Below are 23,083 nucleotides of genomic sequence, written 5' to 3' on the forward strand. Positions count from 1 at the left end.
CTGTGAAGCTCACGCCGAAGTCGTCGGTCGTGAAGTGCGTTCAAGGAAGGATGATCCATCATATGTCGAGCATGGCTCTCGATCGCAGGTCCCTGTTGCGGGGCGCAGCCGTTAGCGGCGGACTACTGGGCCTCTCCGGCCTGATGCCGGCCTGGGCCCAGACGGGTTCCCCGGGACTGCGCGCCGATCTGCCGACGCTGACGGGACCCAACATCGACCTGACCGTTGGAGACGCCAGCTTCACCGTCGGCGGGCGCACGGGCCACGCCTTCATGATCAACGGCCTGCTGCCTGCGCCCCTGCTGCGGATGCGTGAGGGCCAGAACGTGCGCCTGTCGGTGACCAATACCCTGGACGAGGACACCTCGATCCACTGGCACGGCCTGTTGCTGCCCTTCCAGATGGACGGCGTGCCGGGCGTCAGCTTCCCCGGCATCAAGCCGCGCGAGACCTTTGTCTATGAGTTCCCGCTGAAGCAGTCGGGCACATACTGGTATCACAGCCATTCGGGCCTGCAGGAGGCCATGGGCCACTACGGCCCCATCGTCATCGACCCGGCGGGCGTCGATCCGGTCGGCTATGACCGCGAGCATGTTCTGGTCCTGTCGGACTGGAGCTTCATGCATCCGCACGAAATCCTGGCCAAGCTGAAGAAGAGCCCCGGCTACTTCAACATGCAGAAGACCACCCTGGCGGGCCTGCTGGACGGATCGGACGGCATGAGTCTGGCCGAGCGCCGGATGTGGGGCGGGATGCGCATGGACCCGCGCGACATCCTCGACGTCAACGGCACGACCTATACCTATCTGGTCAACGGCCACGGACCCGAAGAGAACTGGACCGGCCTGTTCCGGCCCGGCGAGCGGGTGCGCCTGCGCGTCATCAACGCCTCGGCCATGTCGATCTTCAACGTCCGCATTCCGGGTCTGGCCATGACCGTGGTGCAGGCCGACGGCGAGCACGTCCGCCCGGTCGAGGTGGACGAATTCCAGATCTCGGTCGCCGAGACCTATGACGTCATCGTTCGCCCGACCGAGGACCGGGCCTACACCATCGTGTCCGAAGCCATCGACCGTTCGGGCATGGGCCGTGCGACCCTGGCCCCGCGTCTGGGCATGACGGCCGAGGTGCCGCCGCTGCGCAAGGTGCCGAACCTGACCATGGCCGATATGGGCATGGGGGGCATGGATCACGGCTCGATGGCCGGGATGGATCATTCGGCGCACGGAGCCGCGGGGGGCGCTGCCGCCGGGGCCGCAGCCGCCGCGCCGATGGACCACGGCGCCATGAGCATGCGCGACCCCAACAACGCTCCCGCCGACATGGCGGTCGGCGTCGGGGTGGACGCCATCGCGCCCGCGCCCGCCAACCGTCTGGGCGAGCGGCCGCAAGGCCTTCAGGACGTCGATCACCGGGTGCTGGTCTATACCGACCTGCGCTCGCTGACGCCGAATACGGACACCCGCGCGCCGTCGCGTTCGATGGAAATCCATCTGACCGGCAATATGGAACGGTTCATGTGGGGCTTTGACGGGCGCAAGTTCTCGGAGCTGGTCGAGCCGATCCGCTTCGAGCTGAACGAGCGGGTCCGCGTCACCCTGGTCAACGACACCATGATGGCCCACCCGATCCACCTGCACGGCCACTTCTTCGAGCTGGTCAACGGTCACGACGGCTATCAGCCGCTGAAGCACACGGTCAATGTGGCGCCGGGGGGCAAGGTCACCTTCGACCTGACCGCCAATGCGCCGGGCGACTGGGCCTTCCACTGTCACCTGCTGATGCACATGCATGCAGGGATGTTCAACGTCGTCACGGTTCGTCCGCTGGAAGGAGCCGCCCGATGAGCCGCGCCCTGTTCGCCGCTGTCGCGGTCCTGCCCCTGATGCTGGCCGCCGGCGCCGCCGTCGCCCAGAGCCATGGGGGACATGCGGGCCACGGCGCCCAAGCTGCACCCGCCCGTCCGCCGCAAGCTCGCCCGACTCCTGCGTCCAAGCCCAAGCCGCGTGCCGCCGCCCCCAGACGCGCCACGCCGCCGGCCTCGGCTCAGGCGCCCGCCGCCGACCCTCATGCGGGTCACGACATGAGCTCCGCCCCGGCGGCTGCAGCCGACCCGCACGCTGGCCATGATATGAGCGGGATGCAGACGGCTCCGGCCACGGCGCCCGCTGCCGATCCTCATGCGGGTCACGACATGAGCGCCATGCAGACATCTCCGGCTCAGCCCGGCGTCTCCGATCCTCATGCGGGCCACGACATGAGCGCGGTTCCGCCGGCAGCAGACCCCCACGCCGGGCACGACATGTCGGCCATGGCGGGCGGCGCGCCCAACATCCCGACCAGCGTGGACGCTGTCGGGGGGCGGATGGTCGAGACGCCGCCGCCGGCTGCGGCTCGCGCCGCGCCCGCCCATGCGGCGGACCTGTTGTTCGACCCGGTCGTCATGGCGGCGTCGCGCAAGCAACTGCTGGTCGAGAACGGCGACATCCGCTCGACCGCCGTGTTGATCGACTCCATCGAGGCCAGCTTCGGCGACGGCGAGGAAACCTACAGCTGGAACGCCCAGGGCTGGACCGGCGGCGACATCAACCGCTTCTGGTGGAAGACCGAGGGCGAGGGCGAGTTCGGCGGCCGGTTGCACGAGGCCGAGGTCCAGGCCCTCTACAGCCGCGCCGTCGCCCCCTTCTGGGACGTTCAGGCGGGCGTGCGTCAGGACTTCCGCCCCGACGGCGAGGACACCACCCACCTTACCGTCGGCGTCCAGGGCGTGGCCCCCTACTGGTTCGAGATGGGGGCCGCCGCCTTCCTGTCGACCGAGGGCGATCTGACCGCCCGCGTGGAGGCCGAATACGACCAGCGCATCACCCAGAAGTGGATCCTGCAGCCGGCGGTCGAAGTGGCCCTTTCGGCCAGCGACATCCCCGAGCTGGAGATCGGTTCGGGCCTGACGTCCGTCACGGCGGGTCTTCGCCTGCGCTACGAAATCCGCAAGGAGTTCGCGCCCTACGTCGGGGTCGAGTGGAGCCGGTCGCTGGGCGACACCGCCGATTACGCCAAGGCGCGCGGCGAGGATCCCGAAGATTTCCGCCTGGTCGTCGGGATCAAGGCCTGGTTCTGATCGCACCGAAAAGCCGACGGCGGTTCCAGGATCGTCGTCGGCGCGACGCCGCCTCCGATGAACGACCGTCAGTCGACGCCGCCCGTCCAGGGCGGCGGGTCGCTGGCCGGAAATGAGTCGACGCCCGCCCGCTCCACTTCATCAAGGGGTTCGGGTGGGCGACGGCGCCGAATGATGCCCTCCTGAGCGCCTTCAGCGGCGATCGCCGCAGCGATCAGCGGCGCAAGCCCTATGGCGTTGCTGTCGTGTGGAATGGAATCGCTTGAGACGATCCGGTCGGTGAGCCCCTTCAGTTGCTCATGGGAATCCTCAGCGAACACGCCGTGGACAACCGCGCAGACCGGTCGCGGGAAGCCCTGAAGCGGCAGTTTTCGAGCGGCTTCAATCAGGGTGTGCCCTGACGAGGCGATATCGTCGACGAGGACCGGATATCGGGCCCTCCATTGCGAGAGGTCAGGAACCTCGACATCGACGTTGCGGTCGCCGTGCCGAACCTTGCGCAGCACCGCATAAGGGGCACCGATGCGCCTGGCGATCTCAGACACCCACTGCTCGCTCTCCTCGTCTGGCCCGATGATCAAGGGCTCACCGACCTCTGCGGCGATCCAGTCTGCAAGGAGAGGCGCGGCGTGCAGCGTCTGAGCGGCGATCGTGTAGAGCGCGGACAGCGCTGGATACCTGTGCAGGTGCGGATCGACTGTCACGAGGCGATCGAAGGTCGAGGAAACAAGCCGCGCGAATGTCTTGGAGGATATGGCCTCGCCAGCCTGGAAGCGTCGGTCCTGGCGCATATAGGAAAGGTAGGGCGCGATCAGCGTCACTTCGCGCGCGCCGAGCGCGCGGGCGGCGTCCGCGGCGAAGACGAGGCGGAGGAAACCGTCATCGGGCCGCGCGAGCGTGCAGACGAGGCAGACCATCTTGTCCGCGACGTCGGAAAGGATGCGGACATAGCTCTCGCCGTCGGGAAAGCGCCGGGTCTCGATCTCGCCCATCTCCCACCCGCCGGCTTCGGCTAGCTGGCGCGCGAATACTTCGTTGCCGGGTAGCGGAATTATCAGTCGCATGCCGTGTTTCCCTGTCGTTCGAAGGTTGTTGCTCGTTTGTGGAATTCGCCCCCTGGAAGACGACCATCGCGGATGGTGCGGCCGAGCGGAGCTGCGGATCGCATGAAACGCCCTCGCTTCTGCCTCAGCAGGACGCCCGCATCGCGGCCGACTTCCGGTAGATCGCCCGGATCAGGTAAGGTGACGCTCGCGCCGACAGGCACATCTCATCATCCGTTTTTGTTGGGCGGGGTAATCACTATGTCGCTCCGGCAGATCGCAGGCAAGCCGACGCGATCATCGGCCGGGCCGTAAGCTTTCCGGGCGAGTGGCGTCATACGCGCGACCGGATCAGGACCGGAACGCTTGCGGAAGGCGAGGATTCGATGCGCTGGGCGGAAACATGGCGGGGCGGCTACGGAGCGTTTGTGCGAAGCCCGGAGACCGTCGAGCGACTGGCCGCGGCGACCGAGCGCCTCGTGCGGCGCGGCGCGTGGCCCGACGAGGAGTCGGTGTATCGCATGCTGGCCGCGGCCGACCGGCTGGCCAGCGCCGCCATGTGGGTGGTGGCCCACATGACCTATGCACGCCGGGTTGACCTGTCGGGCGCCGCCTTGCCGGCCGAGGCCTTCAAGTCGTCTCCGGAGGGGCACACCGGCGGCTCGCTGAACATGGCGCCCGCCTTCGTCGGCTATCTGCTCGCCAATTCGCTGTCTGGGGGAACGCGTTCCTGGATCATGGGCCAGGGCCACTGCGTCGCGGCCGTGGAGGCGGTCAACGCTCTGACCGGGGACGTTTCGCCGGGACAGAAGGGTCGATACGATCGGTCCGAGGCCAACCTGTCCCAACTGGCGTCCGACTTCTACAGCTACGCCATCGGCCCCGATGGCCGCCCGGGGGTTCCCCTCGGCAGTCATTCCGGCCCGGAAACGGCGGGTGCGGTCTCCGAGGGCGGCTACCTCGGCTTCGCCGAACTCGAATATGTCCACATGCCGCTACGCGGGGAGGGCCTCGTCGCCTTTCTGAGCGACGGCGCCTTCGAGGAACAGCGGGGCTCTGATTGGTCGCCGCGCTGGTGGCGAGCGGAGGACAGCGGCCTCGTCACCCCCATCATGATCCTCAATGGCCGCCGCATCGAGGAACGCACCGAGATCGCCCAGGACGGCGGCGAGTGCTGGCTTGATCGCCATCTGCGTCTGAACGGATTCGATCCGATCCCGATCGACGGCCGCGACCCGGCCGCCGTGGCATGGGCCATCCTGGAAGCGGAGGAGCGACTGAAGCGTTTCACCGCCGATCCGGAGCGCCACTATCCCGCACGCCTGCCCTATGTGATCGCCCGCACCGTCAAGGGTTTCGGGTTTCCCGGGGCCGGGACCAACCGGGCGCACAATCTGCCGCTGGAGGGGAATCCGCGCACGGACGAGGCGGCGCGCGCCGCCTTCAATGCGGCGGCGGCCGCCCTCTTCGTGCCCCCGGGGGAGCTCGAGGCCGCGCTCGGCGCTCTGGCGACCCACGACCTGCAGCGCCGTCCCCTCGAGAGCGGCCATCCGGCCGCCCGGCGAGCTCCGGCGGATCCGACCCGTCCGGTCCCGTCCTGGGCGGCCGGACCGCAGTCGCCGATGCAGGCGATCGACGAATGGTTCGTGCCGTTCATCGACGCCAATCCGGGGCTGCGGGTCCGGCTCGGCAATCCGGACGAACTGCGCAGCAACGGAATGGGACGGACCCTCGAACGGCTGCGTCACCGGGTGAACCGCCCCGAGCGGGGACTGCCGGAGGCGGTGGACGGCGCGGTCATCACGGCCCTGAACGAGGAGGCGGTGGCAGGCGCGGCCCTGGGCAACAAGGGCGGCCTCAGCCTGATCGTCAGCTATGAGGCCTTCGCCGTGAAGATGCTGGGTCTCCTGCGCCAGGAGATCATCTTCGCGCGGCGACAGCGGGAGATCGACGCGCCGCCGCAATGGTTCAGCGTGCCGCTCCTGGCCACTTCCCATACCTGGGAGAACGGCAAGAATGAACAGTCCCACCAGGACCCCACCCTGGCCGAATCCCTGCTAGGGGAGATGTCCGACACCGCCCGGGTTCTGTTTCCGATCGACGCCAACAGCGCCGTGGCGGCGCTCAGGGGCGTCTACGGCGGCCGAGGGGAGGTCGCCTGTCTTGTCGTTCCGAAGCGGATCGTGCCTGGCCTTGTCGACCCCGTCGCCGCCGAAGCCCTGTGGGCGCGTGGCGCCGCGGTCATCCACGGCGATCTCGCTGCGGCCGATATTCAGATCGTGGCTATCGGCGCCTATCAGGCCCGTGAGGCCATCGCCGCCGCCGCGCGACTGGAGCGAACCGGGCGCAGAACCTGCGTCACGGCCCTGCTGGAGCCCGGACGGTTCCGGGCGCCGCGCGATGAAATCGAGGCGCGGCATACGGCGTCGACCGCCGAACTCGAGGAGATCTTCCCCGAGCGCCTGCCGCGCCTCATCCTCACCCATACGCGGCCCGAGCCGATGCTCGGGCTGTTGCGGCGCCTCGACGGCGGCCCCCGCCGGACCCGGGCGCTGGGCTATCTCAGTCGCGGGGGAACCCTGGACACGCCCGGCATGCTGTTCGCCAACCGGTGCACCTGGGCCCACGCCGCGGTCGCCTGCGCGGATCTGCTCGGCGACGCCGGCGGCGTGCTGACGCCAGGGGAGATGGCCGCCGTCCACGGCGAGGCCCACCCCCGCATCCTGCAAGTCTCACCCCCGGAAGGATCTCCATTGTGATCAGTCTCACCAGTCTCGGCGGCGCCGGCGCCGTCACCGGATCAAAACACCTGCTCGAGGCCGACGGTCGCCGCATCCTGATCGACTGCGGCCTGTTCCAGGGCCTCAAGACCCTGCGCGAGCAGAACTGGGCCCCGCTCCCGGTCAAGCCCTCGAGCATTGACGCGGTGATCCTGACCCACGCCCACCTGGACCACTCCGGCTACCTGCCGAAACTGGTCAAGGATGGATTCCGCGGGCCCATCCTGGCCAGCGCCGCCACCCGGGATGTGGCGGAGATCATCCTGCGCGACAGCGGCCATATCCAGGAGAAGGACGCCGAGCAGACAAACCGTTACGGTTACGGCAAGCACAAGCCGGCCTTGCCGCTCTATGGCGTGCACGACGCCGGACGCGCGATGGAGCGCTTCGTCTCGACCCCGTTCCATAAGTCCGTAGAGCTGCCGGGCGGCGCCAGACTGACCCTTCGCCGCGCGGGGCACATCCTCGGGGCGGCTACCGCCGAGGTGACCTGGAACGGAACGAAGATACTCTTCTCCGGTGATCTCGGCCGTTATGGCGACGCCACCATGGTCGATCCCGAGCCGGGGGAGGAGGCCGACTATGTGGTCGTGGAATCGACCTATGGTGATCGGCGCCATGATCCCCGGGACCCCACGGAAGCCCTGGGCGAGGTCATAGAACGAACCATCGCGCGCGGCGGGACCGTGGTTATCCCCGCCTTCGCCGTCGGCCGGGCCCAGTCGCTCCTTTACCACATCTGGCGACTGAAGCAGGCCGGGCGGATCGGCCTGACGCCCATCTACCTGGACAGTCCGATGGCGATCAACGCCACCGACCTTCTGCACGCGCACCTGGAAGACCACCGCATGCCGGCGGAGGTGTGCGACGCCATCTGCGCCGTCGCCACCTATGTGCGCGATGTGGAGGCGTCCAAGGAGATCACCGCCAGCCCCATGGCCAAGGTGATCCTGTCGGCGAGCGGGATGGCCACCGGGGGGCGGGTGCTCCACCACATCAAGGCGTTCGGCCCGGACCGGCGCAACACCATCCTGTTTTCGGGTTTCCAGGCGGCCGGAACCCGCGGGCGTTCGATGATCATGGGGGCCCAGGAGGTGAAGATTCACGGCCAGTGGGTGCCTATAAATGCCGAGGTCGCGAACCTGCCGATGCTCTCCGCCCACGCCGACGCCGAGGAAATCCTGCGCTGGCTGTCGGGACTGAAGCGTCCGCCGCGCAAGACCTTCATCGTTCACGGCGAACCGCATGCTTCAGACGCGTTGCGGGTTCGCATCCGGGATCGCTTCGGATGGGACTGCGTCATTCCCCAAATGATGGAGCGCCACGAACTGTGACCGTGTCCGACGCTACCCACGCCGCTGTTCCCTCCCTGAAGGCGCGTCGCTTCGGCCTTCACGCCCAGCACGAATCCATCGTTCTGATGCGGCGTGACTGCCCCGTCTGCCGCTCGGAGGGCCTGTCGTCCCGCTCCCAGGTGCTGCTCTCGGCCGGAGGCCGGGAAGTCTACGCCACCCTGTACCAGATGGACGGTGACGTCCTCGGCCTCGACGAGGCGGCGCTCTCTGAAGGGGCCTGGCGACTTCTGGAGGTGGCGCCGGGCGATCCCGTCGCGGTGCGCCACGCTCCGGCCATCGAGTCCATGTCCAGCGTTCGTCGCCGGATCTATGGATCGCGGCTGGACAAGAGCGCGATCCAGGGGATCATCCAAGATGTGGCGGCTGGACGCTACACGCCCATCCATCTCGCGGCCTTTCTGACCGCCACCTCGGTGCTTCCGCTCGACGACGCCGAGCTCGTGGCGCTCACCCGCGCCATGGTGGACGTCGGCGACCGCCTGAGCTGGCCGTCGGACGTCGTCATGGACAAGCACTGCATCGGCGGCCTGCCGGGCAACCGGACCACGCCGATCGTGGTGGCCATCCTCGCCGCCAGCGGCCTGGTCATGCCAAAGACCTCGTCGCGCGCCATCACCTCGCCGGCCGGAACCGCCGACACCATGGAGACCCTGGCCCCGGTCGACCTCGATGTGCCCGCCATGCGGCGGGTGGTCGAGGCGGAAGGCGGCTGTGTCGTCTGGGGCGGGGCGGTCAGGCTGAGTCCGGTGGATGACATCTTCATCCGCGTCGAACGGGTTCTCGACGTTGATACGGAGGGGCAGCTCATCGCATCGGTGTTGTCCAAGAAGATCGCGGCAGGAGCGACCCATGTGGTGATGGATATTCCTGTCGGGCCGACCGCCAAGGTGCGATCGCAAGAGGCGGCCGACAAGCTGGCGACGCGACTGACGACCGTTGCGAGCCATTTCGGGCTAAGCGCACGATGCCTGCAGACGGACGGCGCGCAGCCCGTGGGCGTCGGCATCGGGCCGGCGCTGGAGGCGCATGACATCCTGGCCGTGCTGCAAAATCGGCCCGGGGCCCCCGGAGACCTGCGGGTCCGTGCGTGCCTCTTGGCAGGCGCGGCGCTCGAGCTGGCCGGCCAGGCCGCTGCGGGGCAGGGGGCGCGCGCCGCCGAGGCGGTGATCGCCGATGGTCGCGCCTGGGTGAAGTTTCAGCGGATATGCGAAGCCCAGGGCGGGATGCGGATTCCTCCGACTTCCGAGCGGCGCGCCGTGATCCGGGCGACGCGATCAGGACGTGTGATCCTGGTCAACAACCGCCAGATTTCGACCCTGGCCAAGCTGGCTGGCGCGCCTCAGCAGAAGGCCGCCGGCCTGGAGATGCACGTCCGGCTCGGCGCGGAGGTGGCGGCCGGCGATGCTCTGGCCACCGTCCACGCGGAAACCCGGGGTGAACTGGATTACGCCCTCGACTATGCGGCGTCGCACGCCGACCTGATCGAGATTGAAGCCTGAAGCTCCAGAGGCCCCGCCAGAGCCGAGCGGGCGGTGGCCGCTGCTGACAGGGCGCAGGGCTCCGGGCAGCTCTGACAGTTCGCCAGCATCCGCCGCCGCAGCGCGGCGCGGCCCCGGTGCACCCGCACGCCGACGTTGTTGGCGGTCAGTCGCATCTCGGCGGCGATCGTCGCCAACGGAATCTCTTCCAGTTCGGCCTTGCGCAGCAGGCTAGCGGTCTGCGGCGGGAGATCGGCGAGGGCCCGCTCGAGACAGTGCAGCGGGCGTTGGATGTCATCGTCCGGTCCGTCCGCCTCATCGTATCGGGGCTCGGCGTCCAGGGCGTCCGTCAACCGGGCCCGGGCAGCGTTGCGGCGGTAACGATCGAACAGGGCGTTGCGAAGCGCGATCCCGAGCCAGGCGTCCACCTTGCCCGGGTCGGTGAGCCGGCCCGCCGCCAGCGTCACCTTGAGTGCGAATTCCTGCAGGACGTCCTCGGCGTCGTCGGGCGAGCGCAGTCGTTTGACGAGGTAGCGCAAATGCGCAGGGCGATCGTCGCGCAGACGGCGCTCGACGAGCCGGCGAGTTTCAGCCGCCGGCGGCGCGGCGGCGACCAGCCGGAGGGCTGAGGCCGGTGTCCCCGGACACGATGCGGCGATGAGGCGCTGTGAGCTCATGATCGTTCCCCTGCGTGAAGTCAGCGAGGATCATTCGGTAGGCAACGCCAAGATTTGCGCTGAATCAAGTATTTAAAAAGATTCCCCTCCATCCCGGTTTTGTTGAGGGATGGAGCGCCGCGATGCGTATAGACATCTGCATCGCCAGATCTCGATCAGTCGCGGTCCAGCAGTTGTGCGACAGAAAAGTGGAACGTCGCTCCGTCGGAGCCCGCTACGAACGACGCCTCGGGACCAGGAGGTTCGCGCCGATCTCTCCGATTGACTTCAAGGACGCGTCGTCTTCGGCGGCATTACCGAAGCCATCGTCGCGTTGGCGTAAGGAGCGAGAGGCTTCCGCGTCAATCGAATCATCTTGCCCGCCCGCGGCGGCGTCGTCGTCGATCGGCGGCCGCCCCGCTTGTCGAGATTGACACCATGAGCAAGCCCGCCCCCCTGATCCTGGGGTTCGAGAGCGTCGATCGAACCTCGGTCGCCCAGGTGGGCGGCAAGAACGCTTCCCTTGGGGAGATGGTCCGCAATCTGGGTGGCCGGGGCGTGCGCGTGCCGCCCGGCTTTGCGACCACAGCCGAGGCCTATTGGCGCTTCCTCGACGCGAGCAGCCCGTGCCCCGTGATCGCGGCCGCCATCAGCGATTGGACCATGGGAAAGACGTCGCTTCCCGACACTGGCGCGCGGCTCCGCGCGGCCCTCCTGGCGGCGCCGTGGCCGGAAGAGAGCGCCGAGGCCATTCGCGCCGCCTACCGCGATCTTTGCGCTCGCATCGGCAGGCCTGATGCGGATGTCGCGGTCCGCTCCAGCGCCACCGCCGAGGACCTTCCCGACGCCAGCTTCGCCGGCCAGCAGGAGAGCTTCCTCAACATCCGCGGCGAGGCCGCGCTGCTGGAGGCGTGCCGACGGTGCTACGCCTCGCTCTTCACGGATCGCGCCATCAGCTATCGACAGACCAAGGGCTTCGACCATCTGAGGGTCGCCCTTTCAATCGGCGTTCAGCAGATGGTCCGCTCGGACCTGGCGGGGGCGGGGGTGATGTTTTCGATCGACACGGAGACTGGCTTCGACAAGGTCGTGCTGATCAACGGCGCCTGGGGCTTGGGCGAGAACGTCGTCCAGGGCGCCGTCGACCCCGACGAACACCAGGTCTTCAAGCCGTTGCTCGACCAGCCCGGGACGGTTCCGATCCTGGAGAAGCGCCTCGGCGGCAAGGCGCAGAAGATGATCTATGCGCAAGACGGGGAGCATCCCACGCGCAATATCCCCACCACGCCTGCCGAGCGCTCCGCCTTCGTCCTCGCGGACACGGAAGTGCTCGCGCTGTCGCGCTGGGCTGTCGCCATCGAGGCCCACTACGGCTGCCCGATGGACATGGAGTGGGCGAAGGACGGCGAGAGCGGCGAGATCTTCATCGTCCAGGCGCGGCCCGAAACCGTGCAGTCCCGCCTCGGCTCTGGCGCGCTGCGCAGCTTCAGGATCAACTCCAAGGGCGCCCTGCTGGTGACCGGCCTCGCCATCGGAGACGCCGTGGTGGCCGGCCAGGTCTGCCGGATCGACAGCCCCCGCGACATCGACCGGTTCGTTGACGGGGCGATCCTGGTGACCACCGCCACCGACCCCGACTGGGTGCCGATCATGAAGCGGGCGGCAGCCATTGTGACGGACCACGGCGGCCGCACGTCCCACGCCGCCATCGTCAGCCGAGAACTCGGACTGCCCGCCATCGTCGGGACGGAGACGGCCACTCGGGACCTCCAGGCGGGGCAGGAGGTCACCGTCTCCTGTGCTGAGGGCGACGAGGGCTTCGTCTACGAGGGCCGCGCGCAATTCGAGACGCGGGAACTCGACGCAAGCGCGGCGCCCGAGACCACGACCCAGATCATGCTCAACCTCGCCAACCCTGCTGCGGCCTTCCGCTGGTGGCGCTTGCCGGCTGATGGGGTAGGCCTCGCGCGCATGGAGTTCGTGGTGAGCAACCATGTGAAAATCCACCCGATGGCGCTCGTCCGCTTCGAGGCGGTCGAGGATCCGGAGGCGCGGGCCGCTATCGAGGCGCTGACGGCCGGCTATGTCGATCGGACGGAATATTTCGTGGAACGGCTCTCACGGGGTCTTTCCCGCATCGCCGCGGCCTTCCACCCGAAGCCGGTCATCATCCGCATGAGCGACTTCAAGACCAACGAATACAGCAATCTGATCGGCGGCGCCGGCTTCGAGCCGAAGGAGGAGAACCCCATGCTGGGGTTCCGCGGCGCCTCTCGTTATTACTCGCCGCGCTACCGCGAAGGCTTCGCCCTGGAATGCCGGGCGATCCGCCGCCTGCGCGAGGACCTGGGCCTGCGCAACGTCATCGTGATGATCCCGTTTTGCCGGACGGTCGATGAGGCGCGTCGGGTTCTGGAGGTGCTGGCCGAGAACGGTTTGGTCCGGGGAGAGGAAGGGCTCCAGGTCTATGTGATGTGCGAGATCCCTTCGAACGTCATCCTGGCCCGTCAGTTCGCCGAACTGTTCGACGGCTTCTCGATCGGCAGCAACGATCTCACCCAGCTGACGCTGGGCGTCGACCGTGACTCGGGTGAGCTCGCGGAGCTCTTCAACGAGCAGGATCCGGCCGTCGAATGGATGATCGATCAGGTCATCGTCTCGGCGCATGATGCGGGCGTGAAGGTCGGGCTCTGTGGAGAAGCGCCCAGCAACCACCCCGAGTTCGCCCCGTTCCTCGTCCAGCGGGGCATTGCCTCGATCTCGGTCAATCCAGACAGCTTCGTGGCCGTGAAAGCGGCCGTAGCGGCGGCTGAGGAGACCGCACACAGGACTCCCCGCCGCATACCTTGACGACCGGCTGAGACGGCGGGCGGGTACGTCCATAGCCCAGCACGTTCGCGCCGGCTGATCCTCGGCTCGTCCTTCGCGCGAGACTGAGCCAGGGATCTGTCGATTCCCGGGGTCGAGGCATGGGACGCGGAGGGCGCATCGCTGCTTGCGCCAGCGCCTTAGCGACGCGACGGCGAGGCCGTCATCGACCTTCTGGACTGGTCCGAGGGGCGAGCTTCAGGCTTCCATCAAGGGGGCGTCAATGGCGCACCCCCGTTCACCGTCGACCGGTATCTCTTGCGACGCCAGTGGCGAGGCCGTTGGAAAATGGCGCCGGTCCCCGCATAGGGAAACCGGGAACCGACACGACCGGCGTAACGTTGATCCATTGGCGCGGGCGGGTCCTGCAGTTGATAACTCAGCGACATGAGTGAGCCGGCCGGTATCACAGTCGACCAGGGCCTTGTCCTGGACACGCGCGCGTTCGACGCCGCCATGTTCGATCTGGACGGCGTCGTCACCCGGACTGCGACACTCCATGCGGCCACCTGGCGCAAGTTGTTCGACGCCTTCCTCCGGCGCCGGGCCGAAACGAAGGGAGAGGCGTTCCGGCCCTTCGACGTGGAGCGCGACTACCGCACCTATGTCGACGGCAAGCCGCGCCACGAAGGGATTCGCAGCTTTCTGGCGTCGCGCGGGGTAACCTTGCCGGAGGGCCAGCCGGATGATCGCGCCGACCGTGAAACGGTATTCGGTCTCGGCGCACGCAAGAACCAGATGTTCCGCCAGGCCCTGGGCCGATCCGGCGTCGAGGTGTTCGAAAGCTCCCTCGAACTCATCCGCAGGCTGCGCGAGGCAGGCCTGAAGACCGCGGCGGTCACATCCAGCAAGAACGCCGCGGCCGTGATCGAGGCGGCGGGGCTCGCGGACCTGTTCGACGCATGTGTCGACGGTGTCGAAGCGGAGCGCCAGGGGCTGAACGGCAAGCCCGCGCCGGACACCTTCGTGTACGCCGCCCGGCTCCTCGGCGTCGACGCCAAGCGCGCCATCGGGGTGGAGGATGCGATCGCCGGCGTGGAGGCGATCCGGGCCGCGGGCTACGGCCTCGTCGTCGGCGTCGATCGAGCCGGGCAGGCCGCCGTCCTGCGCCAGCACGGCGCCTCGCTCGTCGTGCGGGATCTGGGGGAGCTGCGGATCGTCCCGGCGGCGCCGGCCGCACCCATGGGCCTGCCGGCGGCCCCCAGCGCCGCGCCCGAGTGGTTGCTCGTGGAGGAAGGCTTCACGCTCACGCGGGAGCACGAACTGGAATCCATCTTCGCGATCGGAAACGGCCATCTCGGTTCCAGGGGGTCGCTGGCGGAAGGAAGCGGGATGTCCTCGCCCGCCACTTTCGTAGCCGGAGCCTTCGATGCGCAGCCGGGAGCGACGCCCGGCCTTGCCATCCTGCCGGATTGGGCGAAGCTCTCCATGACCATCGAGGGCCGGCCTCTCCGACTGGATACGGGCAGGACCCTCAGGCACCGCCGGATGCTCGACATGCGGCAGGGGATTCTCTGGCGCGAGTGGCGACACGAGGACGCCGCCGGTCGGATCACCCGACTGCGGGGGCTGCGTCTTGCCTCCCAGGCCGACCGGCGCCTCCTGATCCAGTCGGTTGCGGTGGCGCCCGAGAACTACAGCGCGACCGCAAGCCTGGACGTTCCTCTCGATGAGATGGCGACGCGCCGACTTGGCGACGGCGGCGTCATTGCGCTGGCCGCCGCAAGCGCGATCGGCGAGATCGGCGACCGCAGCGCCGCGTCTGGGCGCCCGCCCAGGCCGCCGATGGTGTTGGAGCTCGCACTCGGGAAGACCTACCGACTCGACAGGGTGGTCGCCGTCTGCACCTCAAGGGAACAGGATCAGCCGGAGGTCGCCGCACGCAGCCGGGCCGGCCGCGCGATCAACACAGGCTTGTCGGCCCTGATCACCGCCCACCGGGAGGCCTGGAGGGTCAGGTGGGAGGCGAGCGACATAGGCATCGACGGTGACCCGGCCGCGCAGCGCGCGCTGCGCTTCGCGGTCTATCACCTGCTCAGCGCCGTGGACCCCGACGATGACCGCGTCTCGATCGGCGCCCGGGCGCTCACCGGCGCCGCCTACGGAGGCCATGTGTTCTGGGACACCGAGATCTTCATGCTGCCGTTCTACGTGCTGACATGGCCGGAAGCGGCCAGGGCCCTTCTGACCTACCGCCATCGGACGCTTCCGGCGGCTCGGGACAAGGCCGCGCACCATGGGGAGCGCGGCGCCTTCTATGCCTGGGAATCCGCAGACACCGGTCAGGACGTGACGCCGCCCTTCGTTGTCGCGCCGAATGGGGAGGTCATCCCGATCCTGCTCGCCGACCAGGAGCAGCACATCAGCGCCGACGTCGCTTACGGCGTCTGGACCTATTGGCGCGCGACCAGGGACGAAGGTTTTCTGCTCGACGTCGGCGCCGAAATCCTCCTCGAGACCGCCCGCTTCTGGGCCGGCCGCGCGAAGCTTGAAAGCGATGGCCTACGTCACATCCGCGGCGTGGTGGGCCCGGACGAGTATCATGAGACGGTCGACGACGACGCCTACACCAATGGCATGGCGCAGTGGAATCTCGAGACCGGGAACGCCGTGGCGCGGCTTCTGGTCGAGCGCTGGCCAGAGCGGTGGCGTGTGCTCTCGGAATCGCTGGCGATGGATGCGGCCGAGCCCCTTGCCTGGAGTGCGGCGGCGCGGGAGCTTTACACGGGGTTCGACGTGCGCACCGGGCTCTTTGAGCAGTTCCAGGGCTACTTTGGACTGGAGGAGATCGATCTCGCCGCCTTTGAGCCGCGCAACGCGCCGATCGACGTGCTGCTCGGTCGCGAGCGAATCCGCCAATCGAAGACGATCAAGCAGCCGGATGTCGTGATGCTGCTGCATCTGCTGTGGGACCGTTTCCCGCCGGAGGTCCGGGAGGCCAACTTCCGCTATTACGAGCCGCGCTGCGCGCACGGCAGCTCCCTCAGTCCGGCGATCCATGCGGCGGTCGCGGCGCGGCTCGGGGACGTGAGGCTCGCGGAGCGCTACTTTCGACAGGCGAGCGATATCGACCTGGGGGACAACATGGGCAATGCCGCGGCCGGGGTGCATGCGGCGGCCCTCGGGGGCCTCTGGCAGGCTGCGGTGTTCGGCTTCGCCGGCCTGCGGTTCACCGAGGAAGGGCCCGAGCATCAGCCGAACCTGCCGCCGCAATGGCGAGGAGTGTCGTTGCGTTTCAAGTGGCGCGGCAAGGATCACGAGCTCAAGCTTCCGGACGACCGCGCGCGCATTGGAGCCGCGCCAGGAATTGCGCCGTGAGCGATCAGCCCGTGATCCTCGTTCCATTGGACGGGATGGCCGACGCCCTCCCGGCGCTATCCGTGGCCAAGGTGTTCTCGGGTCTGGAGCACGCGGCCGTCCGCATCCTGCATGTCGCCGAGCAGGCGTCTGCTGCGGCGGAGATCGCGCCTCGGCTCGGGCTTGCCGCCGAGGACCTGCGCGGCGCCAGTCTCGAGACTCGCAGCGGCGAACCCGCCGCCGCGATCCTCGCTGCGGCTGGCGATCTTCACGCCCGTCTTATCGTGCTTTGCACCCACACCGCGCCGGGCAGCCCGGCCGGGAAGGTAGGCGGGACTGCTCTTTCCGTGCTGCGCGGGGCATCCTGCCCGGTGATCCTGGTCAACCCCGCGCAACCGCTGCAGGACTGGCGGCTGAGAAAGGTTCTGCTCCCGCACGAGGGGACCTCGGCCGCCAGCGATGCGGTGAAACCCGGCGTAGAGCTCGCGCGCCGCGCGGACGCCGACCTCCTGGTGCTCCTGGTCGCCGCGCCAGGCCCCGCCAGTCCCCAGGCGCGGGGCTCGCTGACGTCGCCCTTCTACCTGGATCAGCCCCAGCACGAGTGGCCGGCGTGGGCGGTCGAATTCATGGAACGGCTCGCCTGCATATGCCCGCTCTCCGACCTGCGCGTCCGGCTGCTGCTCGCTCGCGGCTCTCCGGCGTCAGAAATCCTGCGAGTGGCGCGTGAAGAATCCGTCGACCTCATCATCCTGACCTGGAAGGGGATTTGGGCGCCCGAGCGCGCCGAGACCCTCAAGGCTGTCGTGCGTGAAGCGGCCTGTCCCGCGATGGTGGTGCGCGTCCGAGCGGGCGGCGGGTCAAACAGCCCCCGGAACTCTGGGGCGGCCGGCGCGCCACGCGCCGCGCCGGCGGCGCAATAGGAGCAGGCAGGATGGATGTGGCGGTATTCGAAGCGGCGGAGTGGGAACACCAGGCCTGCCTGCGGCTGGAGCCGGGGCACCGGGTGCGCTGCACCGCGGGGCGCCTGACGCCGCAGACCGCGCCGGACTATGTTGAAGCCGAGGTGATGAGCCCCTTCGTCGGCTCGGAGGTCTCGGCGGCGGTGATCGCGGCGCTGCCCCGGTTGCGGCTGGTCGCCACGCGCTCCACCGGTTTCGACCATATCGATCTTGAGGCCTGCCGCGCGCGCGGGGTGGCGGTCTGCAATGTGCCGGACTATGGCGACCCGACGGTGGCCGAGCACGCCTTCGCCCTGCTGCTCGCGGTCTCGCGGCATGTCGTCGAGGCCGCCGACAGGACGCGTCGGGGGGATTTCCACGTCGAGGGGCTGCGGGGTTTCGACCTCGAGGGCCGCACCCTGGGCGTGGTTGGGGCCGGACGCATCGGCCGGCGGGTGATCCGCATCGCCCGCGGCTTCGGCATGACGGCGCTGGCGGCCGACCCGCACCCTGATCCCGCCGCGGCCGCCGAGCTGGGCTTCGACTATGTGCCCCTGGACGACCTGTTGCGCCGGGCCGACGTGGTGAGCCTGCACGCGCCGGGCGGGCCGCAGACCCGCGACCTGATCTCGGACGCCCAGTTCGCGGTGATGAAGCCGGGCTGCGTGCTGATCAACACGGCGCGCGGCGGGGTGGTGAACGCCGCGGCCCTGGTGCGCGCCCTGAGCAGCGGACGTCTGGCCGGGGCGGGGCTGGACGTCCTCTCCGAGGAGCCGCTCCTGCGCGAAGAGGCGGAGATCTTCCGCATGGACACGCCGCTGCCGGCCGAACGCCTGCGCGCCCTGGTGGCCGCCAACACGCTCCTGCGCCTGCCCAATGTCGTGGTCACGCCTCACATCGCCTATGACACGGCCGAGGCCCTGGGGCGGATCGTCGGCACGACGCTCGACAACATCGAAGCCTTCGCCCGGGGCGAGCCCCGGAACCTGGTGGTCCCGTCCGGGGCGGCGGGGGATGTCGCGGAGACCCGTCCATGACCCGCCACAGGCAGGCCTCCGTCCAGGTCGCCGCGACCCCGGATCGACTGTTCGCCCATCTCGACGACCAGACCCGCCTGGCCGCGCACATGGCCCGCCCGTCGATGATGATGGGCGGGGGGCGGATGACCTATGACTTCGACGCGGGCCGGGGGCAGGTGGTCGGCTCGCACATCCGGATGGGCGGCCGGGCGTTCGGTCTCGGGCTCTTCGTCGACGAGGTGGTGACCGAGCGCGCGCCGCCGCGGCGCAAGGTCTGGCGCACCGTGGGCCGGCCGCGGCTGATCATCATCGGCGACTACGAGATGGGCTCCGAGACCACGCCGATCCGTGGCGGGGCCGGCTTGCGGGTCTGGATCGACTACGACCCTGCGCCCCGCGGCCCCGGGCGCCTCGTCCCGGGGCTGGCGGACGCCTACGCCCGTTGGTCGTGGAACGCATGGCGGGTGACGCCCGCCGCGCCTTCGGCCCGGTGTCCGCGAGCGCCGGCTAGAGCCGGACGCCCCTGAGCCTGAGCGCATTGGTCACCACGCTGACGCTGGACAGGGCCATGGCGCCGGCGGCGATGGCGGGCGACAGCAGCCATCCGAACACCGGATAGAGCAGCCCGGCCGCGATCGGCACGCCCGCCACGTTGTAGGCGAAGGCGAAGAACAGGTTCTGGCGGATATTGCTCATCACCGCGTGCGACAGCCGCCGCGCCTTGACCAGCCCCTGCAGGTCGCCCTTCAGCAGGGTGACCCCGGCGCTTTCGATGGCGACGTCGGATCCGGCGCCCATGGCGACGCCTACCTCGGCGGCGGCCAGGGCAGGGGCGTCGTTCACCCCGTCTCCGGCCATCGCGACCTTGCGCCCCTCGGCCCGCAGCCGCTGGACGACAGCGGCCTTGTCCTGCGGCAGCACCTCGGCCTCGACCTCGGTGATCCCGAGCTGGCGGGCGACGGCCAGCGCCGTGGTGCGGTTGTCGCCGGTCATCATCACCAGCCGCACGCCTTCGGCCTGCAGGGCCTGAACGGCCCGAAGCGTGGTGGCCTTGATCGGATCGGCGATGGCGAAGACGCCGGCCAGGGCGCCGTCGACCGCCGCGAAGATAGCCGTGGCGCCGTCGGCGCGAAGGCTCTCGGCTTCCGCGTCCAGGGTGGAGGTGTCGACGCCCTGCTCGGCCATGAACTTGCCCGAGCCCAGGCTCACGCGGCGGCCGTCGATCCGGCCCAGGACCCCCTTGCCGACCGGAGAATCGAAGTCCATCGGCTCGACGAGGGCGAGCTTGCGTTCGGTCGCGGCGCGCAGGATGGCGTCGGCCAGGGGATGCTCGCTGCCGCGCTCCAGGCTGGCGGCCAGCCGTAGCAGTTCGGCCTCCTTGAAGCCGGCCGCCGGGTGTATGGCGATCACGGCCGGACGGCCCTCGGTCAGGGTGCCGGTCTTGTCGATGACGATGGTGTCGATCTTCTCGAAACGCTCCAGCGCCTCGGCGTTCTTGATCAGCACCCCGGCCTGGGCGCCGCGGCCCACGCCGACCATGATCGACAGCGGCGTGGCGAGGCCCAGCGCGCAGGGGCAGGCGATGATCAGCACCGATACCGCCGCGACCAGGGCGAAGGCGAAGCGCGGCTCCGGTCCGACGCTCGCCCAGACCGCAAACGCGATCGCCGCCACCAGGATCACCGCGGGCACGAACCAGCCGGAGACCAGGTCGGCCATGCGCTGGATGGGGGCCCGGCTCCGCTGGGCCTGGGCGACCATCTGCACGATCTGGGAGAGCAGGGTGTCGGCGCCGACCTTCTCGGCCCGCATGACGAAGGAGCCGGTCTTGTTGATGGCGCCCCCGATCACCTTGTCGCCGGGCTCCTTGGTCACCGGCATGGACTCGCCTGTGACCATGGACTCGTCGATCGCCACCCGGCCCTCGACGAGTTCGCCGTCGACCGGGACCTTCTCGCCGGGGCGGACGCGCAGGTTGTCGCCCACCAGGATCTGGTCGAGCCCGACCTCCTCGTCGGTCCGGTCGGCGCGGACCCGACGCGCGGTCTTGGGCGCAAGGTCCAGCAGGGCCCTGATGGCCCCGGACGTCTGCTCACGCGCGCGCAGTTCCAGGACCTGGCCCAGCAGCACCAGCACAGTGATGACGGCCGCGGCCTCGAAATAGATCGGCACGCTGCCGTCGGCGCGGCGGAAGGCGGGCGGGAACAGATGGGGCGCGACGGTCGCCACGACGCTGTAGATCCAGGCCACGCCGACGCCCATGGCGATCAGGGTGAACATGTTCAGATGGCGGGTGACCAGCGACCTGGCGCCGCGTTCGAAGAAGGGCCAGCCGGACCAGAGCACGACCGGGGTGGCGAGCGCGAACTGGATCCAGGCCGAGGTCTGGCCGCTCATGCTCATCATCAGCCCGGTGAGGTGGCCGCCCATCTCCAGGGCCAACACCGGAACGGACAGCGCCAGCCCGATCCAGAACCGGCGCGTGAAGTCCGTGAGCTCCGGGTTCGGGGCGCTGGCGGCGGTGACCAGTTCGGGTTCGAGCGCCATGCCGCAGATCGGGCAGGAGCCCGGCCCGACCTGGCGGATCTCCGGGTGCATGGGGCAGGTGTAGACGGTCCCGGCCGGCGCTACGGGCGCCTCGGTCTTGCCGCCGTCGAGATAGCGGGCCGGCTCGGCGACGAACTTGGTCCGGCAGCCGGCCGAGCAGAAGAAGAAGGGCTTGCCGTCGAACTCGGCGCGGTGCGCGGTCGTCTCCGGATCCACGGTCATGCCGCAGACCGGGTCGAGGACCTTGCCGGCGGGAGGGGGCTCGCCATGGCCCGCGTGAGAAGCGTGGGCGTGGTGGTGATCGGGGTGGGAAGGGGCGTTCGACATGGCCGGAGAACTCCACAGCGTGTGGTAATCTGATATACCCCTCGCGGTATATTTTCCAATACCCCGAGGGGGTATGCTCGCGCGGGCAAGGGAGGACGCTCTTGGACCATAACGACAAGCCGAAGCTGCTCAACCGCCTCAGCCGCATCGAAGGGCAGGTGCGGGGCATCGCCCGCATGGTCGACGAGGACCGCTACTGCATCGACGTCCTCACCCAGCTGCAGGCCGTACGCGCGGCGCTTCGGCGGGTGGAAACCGAAATCCTCAAGGACCACCTGGATCACTGTGTGACCGGCGCGCTGGTGGATGGGAACGAGGCGGAGCGGCGGGCCAAGGCCGCCGAACTCATGGCTGTGCTGGATCGGGCCCTGACCTAGCCGCGGAAAGACGTCGGGCCGGACCTTGCCGTGTCGTGCGTAATGTCCGCGGGCGCGCGGGTCATTGCTGGTGCGACCTTCTCCATCTGGAGATCCGGATATTCGCTCCTCTATTCTCATCGCCCTGGCCGCTGCGCCGGCTCGGAGCTTATGAGTCCCCGACCTGGTCCGGCGGACCCAACCGGTCGAGAGCGCCGATGCCGAGGCTGGAGTCGGTCCTGGCGATCGACACGGCCGGCGCGGCGATCCGGCCGGAGAGGGCCCGGATGGCGTCGATGGTCTCGGGAATGACGATGGCCTGGTTGTCGACCATGTAGGCGTAGAAGAGCTCGTCGCCCTGGACGCGGAGCATGTCGGTCCAGAGCGCCACTTCATAGAGATTGTCATGCGGGCGGCCGAGGTCGGCCATCAGTTCCTTGACGCTGTTGAGCGCCGTCAAGCCGTCATCCATCCGGATCGCCGCGATGCGCGAGGAGGCGAGGAAGGCCGCGACCACCTCCGCCTTGTCCGCCGCACGGGTCATCTGCACCGACCAGTAATGCAGATGAGCGATCGTCTCGGGGACCTTGACCGCCATGGTCACGACATCCAGGTCGGGATCGACGCTCTGCGCATCGGGGCCCTGGTGGCTCGGAATCTGGGGCTCGGGCGCCAGCGTGTTCATGATGCCGCCCCGGTCGCTCTCCCAGGGATCGGTGGCCCGCCGCAGCAGCGTCCCCCGCGCCCGGCGCAGCAATCCCGCCTGTTTGAGCGCGGTGAGAGTGCGCACGATCGACGTGGTGTTGCACGAGACAACCCTGGTCGCCGGCCGTCCGAGCGCGCCTGCGTAGCTCGACTCGGCCACGAAGGAGTGACCGGCGACTTCGTGCTTCTCGCCGCCCTGGACGATGAAGGGCTTGTCCTTGCGCCGGTAGACCTCCGCGTTGGCGGCGCCGATCCCCTTGGGCGTGCAGTCCACCATGACATCGACCGACGCGATCAGGTCGTCCAGATCGCCCGCCACAGGGAGACCGGCCCGTTGCATCGCCAGGGCGGCCCCGGGGGCGGCGCCGTAGAGGGAGAAACCCATCCGGGCCGCAAGACGCAGGCGCCAGTCGGCGCTGACGTCGGCGACGCCCACGAGGATCATGTCGTCCTGCTGTCTGACGGCGGCGGCCACGCGCTTGCCGATCACGCCGTATCCATTGACCCCGACGCGGATAATATCCGAGTGAACCATGATCGCTGTCCTCGTCCGTTGGGCATGGGCTCTGGCCAGCCCATCGGCGCAGGAGGACGGC

15 protein-coding genes are annotated in these 23,083 nt (G+C 68.9%); 11 read left to right on the plus strand and 4 right to left on the minus strand.

The genetic code is table 11. The features are described 5' to 3' along the window. Positions 1-62: 62 nt before the first annotated feature. Positions 63-1,847: a copper resistance system multicopper oxidase gene (locus IFE19_RS05260; protein ID WP_178828427.1), complete on the plus strand. Its 1,785-nt coding sequence runs from the start codon at positions 63-65 to the stop codon at positions 1,845-1,847. Beyond that, positions 1,844-3,118: a copper resistance protein B gene (locus tag IFE19_RS17555; RefSeq protein WP_178828378.1), complete on the plus strand. Its 1,275-nt coding sequence runs from the start codon at positions 1,844-1,846 to the stop codon at positions 3,116-3,118. Before IFE19_RS05260 ends, IFE19_RS17555 begins: the two co-directional genes overlap by 4 nt. 68 nt (positions 3,119-3,186) lie before the next feature. Here IFE19_RS17555 and IFE19_RS05270 read toward each other — a convergent pair whose 3' ends face one another. Continuing rightward, entirely contained in the window at positions 3,187-4,182 is a 996-nt protein-coding gene (locus IFE19_RS05270) for a ribose-phosphate pyrophosphokinase (RefSeq protein ID WP_178828376.1), read from the minus strand. Positions 4,183-4,589: 407 nt separating this feature from the next. Between IFE19_RS05270 and IFE19_RS05275 the strand changes: the two genes are divergently transcribed. Genes IFE19_RS05275 through IFE19_RS05285 form a run of 3 tightly spaced genes read left to right on the plus strand, consistent with a single transcriptional unit; the run spans position 4,590 to position 9,795 of the window. Next, positions 4,590-6,920 (plus strand): phosphoketolase family protein, encoded by a 2,331-nt coding sequence (locus IFE19_RS05275; protein ID WP_225910417.1) that lies wholly within the window; start codon positions 4,590-4,592, stop codon positions 6,918-6,920. Beyond that, entirely contained in the window at positions 6,917-8,275 is a 1,359-nt protein-coding gene (locus IFE19_RS05280) for an MBL fold metallo-hydrolase RNA specificity domain-containing protein (protein WP_207826229.1), read from the plus strand. The genes IFE19_RS05275 and IFE19_RS05280 overlap by 4 nt, the downstream gene beginning before the upstream one ends. 2 nt (positions 8,276-8,277) lie before the next feature. Then, positions 8,278-9,795 carry a thymidine phosphorylase family protein gene (locus IFE19_RS05285; RefSeq protein ID WP_225910418.1) on the plus strand — a complete coding sequence of 506 codons (1,518 nt, stop codon included), beginning with the start codon at positions 8,278-8,280 and terminating at the stop codon, positions 9,793-9,795. Here the strand turns inward: IFE19_RS05285 and IFE19_RS05290 are convergent. Continuing rightward, positions 9,753-10,451 (minus strand): RNA polymerase sigma factor, encoded by a 699-nt coding sequence (locus tag IFE19_RS05290; RefSeq protein ID WP_076222515.1) that lies wholly within the window; start codon positions 10,449-10,451, stop codon positions 9,753-9,755. The genes IFE19_RS05285 and IFE19_RS05290 overlap by 43 nt on opposite strands. A 417-nt stretch (positions 10,452-10,868) precedes the next feature. Here IFE19_RS05290 and ppsA point away from each other — a divergent pair, with 417 nt between their 5' ends. The 5 genes from ppsA to IFE19_RS05315 all read left to right on the plus strand — a co-directional run bounded on the left by ppsA (position 10,869) and on the right by IFE19_RS05315 (position 19,079). Then, complete coding sequence (gene ppsA / locus IFE19_RS05295; RefSeq protein ID WP_207826233.1) at positions 10,869-13,280, plus strand: phosphoenolpyruvate synthase; 2,412 nt, start codon at positions 10,869-10,871, stop codon at positions 13,278-13,280. Between the two features lie 405 nt (positions 13,281-13,685). Further along, positions 13,686-16,616, plus strand: coding sequence for a beta-phosphoglucomutase family hydrolase (locus tag IFE19_RS05300; RefSeq protein ID WP_207826235.1), 2,931 nt, complete (start codon positions 13,686-13,688; stop codon positions 16,614-16,616). Further along, positions 16,613-17,515: a universal stress protein gene (locus IFE19_RS05305; protein WP_207826237.1), complete on the plus strand. Its 903-nt coding sequence runs from the start codon at positions 16,613-16,615 to the stop codon at positions 17,513-17,515. Before IFE19_RS05300 ends, IFE19_RS05305 begins: the two co-directional genes overlap by 4 nt. Positions 17,516-17,526: 11 nt before the next feature. Next, a complete protein-coding gene (locus tag IFE19_RS05310) occupies positions 17,527-18,570 on the plus strand; it encodes a hydroxyacid dehydrogenase (RefSeq protein ID WP_207826240.1) in 1,044 nt (347 codons plus the stop codon). Next, positions 18,567-19,079, plus strand: a complete 513-nt coding sequence (locus IFE19_RS05315; RefSeq protein ID WP_225910419.1) for an SRPBCC family protein — start codon at positions 18,567-18,569, stop codon at positions 19,077-19,079. Before IFE19_RS05310 ends, IFE19_RS05315 begins: the two co-directional genes overlap by 4 nt. On the opposite strand, the gene IFE19_RS05320 is transcribed toward IFE19_RS05315, so the two are convergent. After that, the gene (locus IFE19_RS05320; protein WP_040345397.1) at positions 19,060-21,426 is read right to left on the minus strand and encodes a heavy metal translocating P-type ATPase; all 2,367 of its coding nucleotides are present in this window, start codon (positions 21,424-21,426) and stop codon (positions 19,060-19,062) included. The genes IFE19_RS05315 and IFE19_RS05320 overlap by 20 nt on opposite strands. A gap of 101 nt (positions 21,427-21,527) precedes the next feature. Here IFE19_RS05320 and IFE19_RS05325 point away from each other — a divergent pair, with 101 nt between their 5' ends. Further along, positions 21,528-21,803: a metal-sensitive transcriptional regulator gene (locus IFE19_RS05325; protein ID WP_003164950.1), complete on the plus strand. Its 276-nt coding sequence runs from the start codon at positions 21,528-21,530 to the stop codon at positions 21,801-21,803. Positions 21,804-21,951: 148 nt separating this feature from the next. Here IFE19_RS05325 and IFE19_RS05330 read toward each other — a convergent pair whose 3' ends face one another. Beyond that, positions 21,952-22,977, minus strand: a complete 1,026-nt coding sequence (locus tag IFE19_RS05330; protein WP_232623946.1) for a type II glyceraldehyde-3-phosphate dehydrogenase — start codon at positions 22,975-22,977, stop codon at positions 21,952-21,954. Positions 22,978-23,083: the final 106 nt, after the last annotated feature.

The organism is Brevundimonas pondensis (assembly GCF_017487345.1).
GTDB lineage: Bacteria > Pseudomonadota > Alphaproteobacteria > Caulobacterales > Caulobacteraceae > Brevundimonas > Brevundimonas pondensis.

Excerpts from the sequence above, each read along its gene's own strand:
- IFE19_RS05260 (WP_178828427.1), top strand. The coding sequence starts at position 63 with ATGTCGAGCATGGCTCTCGATCGCAGGTCCCTGTTGCGGGGCGCAGCC.
- IFE19_RS17555 (WP_178828378.1), top strand. The coding sequence starts at position 1,844 with ATGAGCCGCGCCCTGTTCGCCGCTGTCGCGGTCCTGCCCCTGATGCTG.
- IFE19_RS05270 (WP_178828376.1), bottom strand. The coding sequence starts at position 4,182 with ATGCGACTGATAATTCCGCTACCCGGCAACGAAGTATTCGCGCGCCAG.
- IFE19_RS05290 (WP_076222515.1), bottom strand. The coding sequence starts at position 10,451 with ATGAGCTCACAGCGCCTCATCGCCGCATCGTGTCCGGGGACACCGGCC.
- ppsA (WP_207826233.1), top strand. The coding sequence starts at position 10,869 with ATGAGCAAGCCCGCCCCCCTGATCCTGGGGTTCGAGAGCGTCGATCGA.
- IFE19_RS05300 (WP_207826235.1), top strand. The coding sequence starts at position 13,686 with ATGAGTGAGCCGGCCGGTATCACAGTCGACCAGGGCCTTGTCCTGGAC.
- IFE19_RS05310 (WP_207826240.1), top strand. The coding sequence starts at position 17,527 with ATGGATGTGGCGGTATTCGAAGCGGCGGAGTGGGAACACCAGGCCTGC.
- IFE19_RS05315 (WP_225910419.1), top strand. The coding sequence starts at position 18,567 with ATGACCCGCCACAGGCAGGCCTCCGTCCAGGTCGCCGCGACCCCGGAT.
- IFE19_RS05320 (WP_040345397.1), bottom strand. The coding sequence starts at position 21,426 with ATGTCGAACGCCCCTTCCCACCCCGATCACCACCACGCCCACGCTTCT.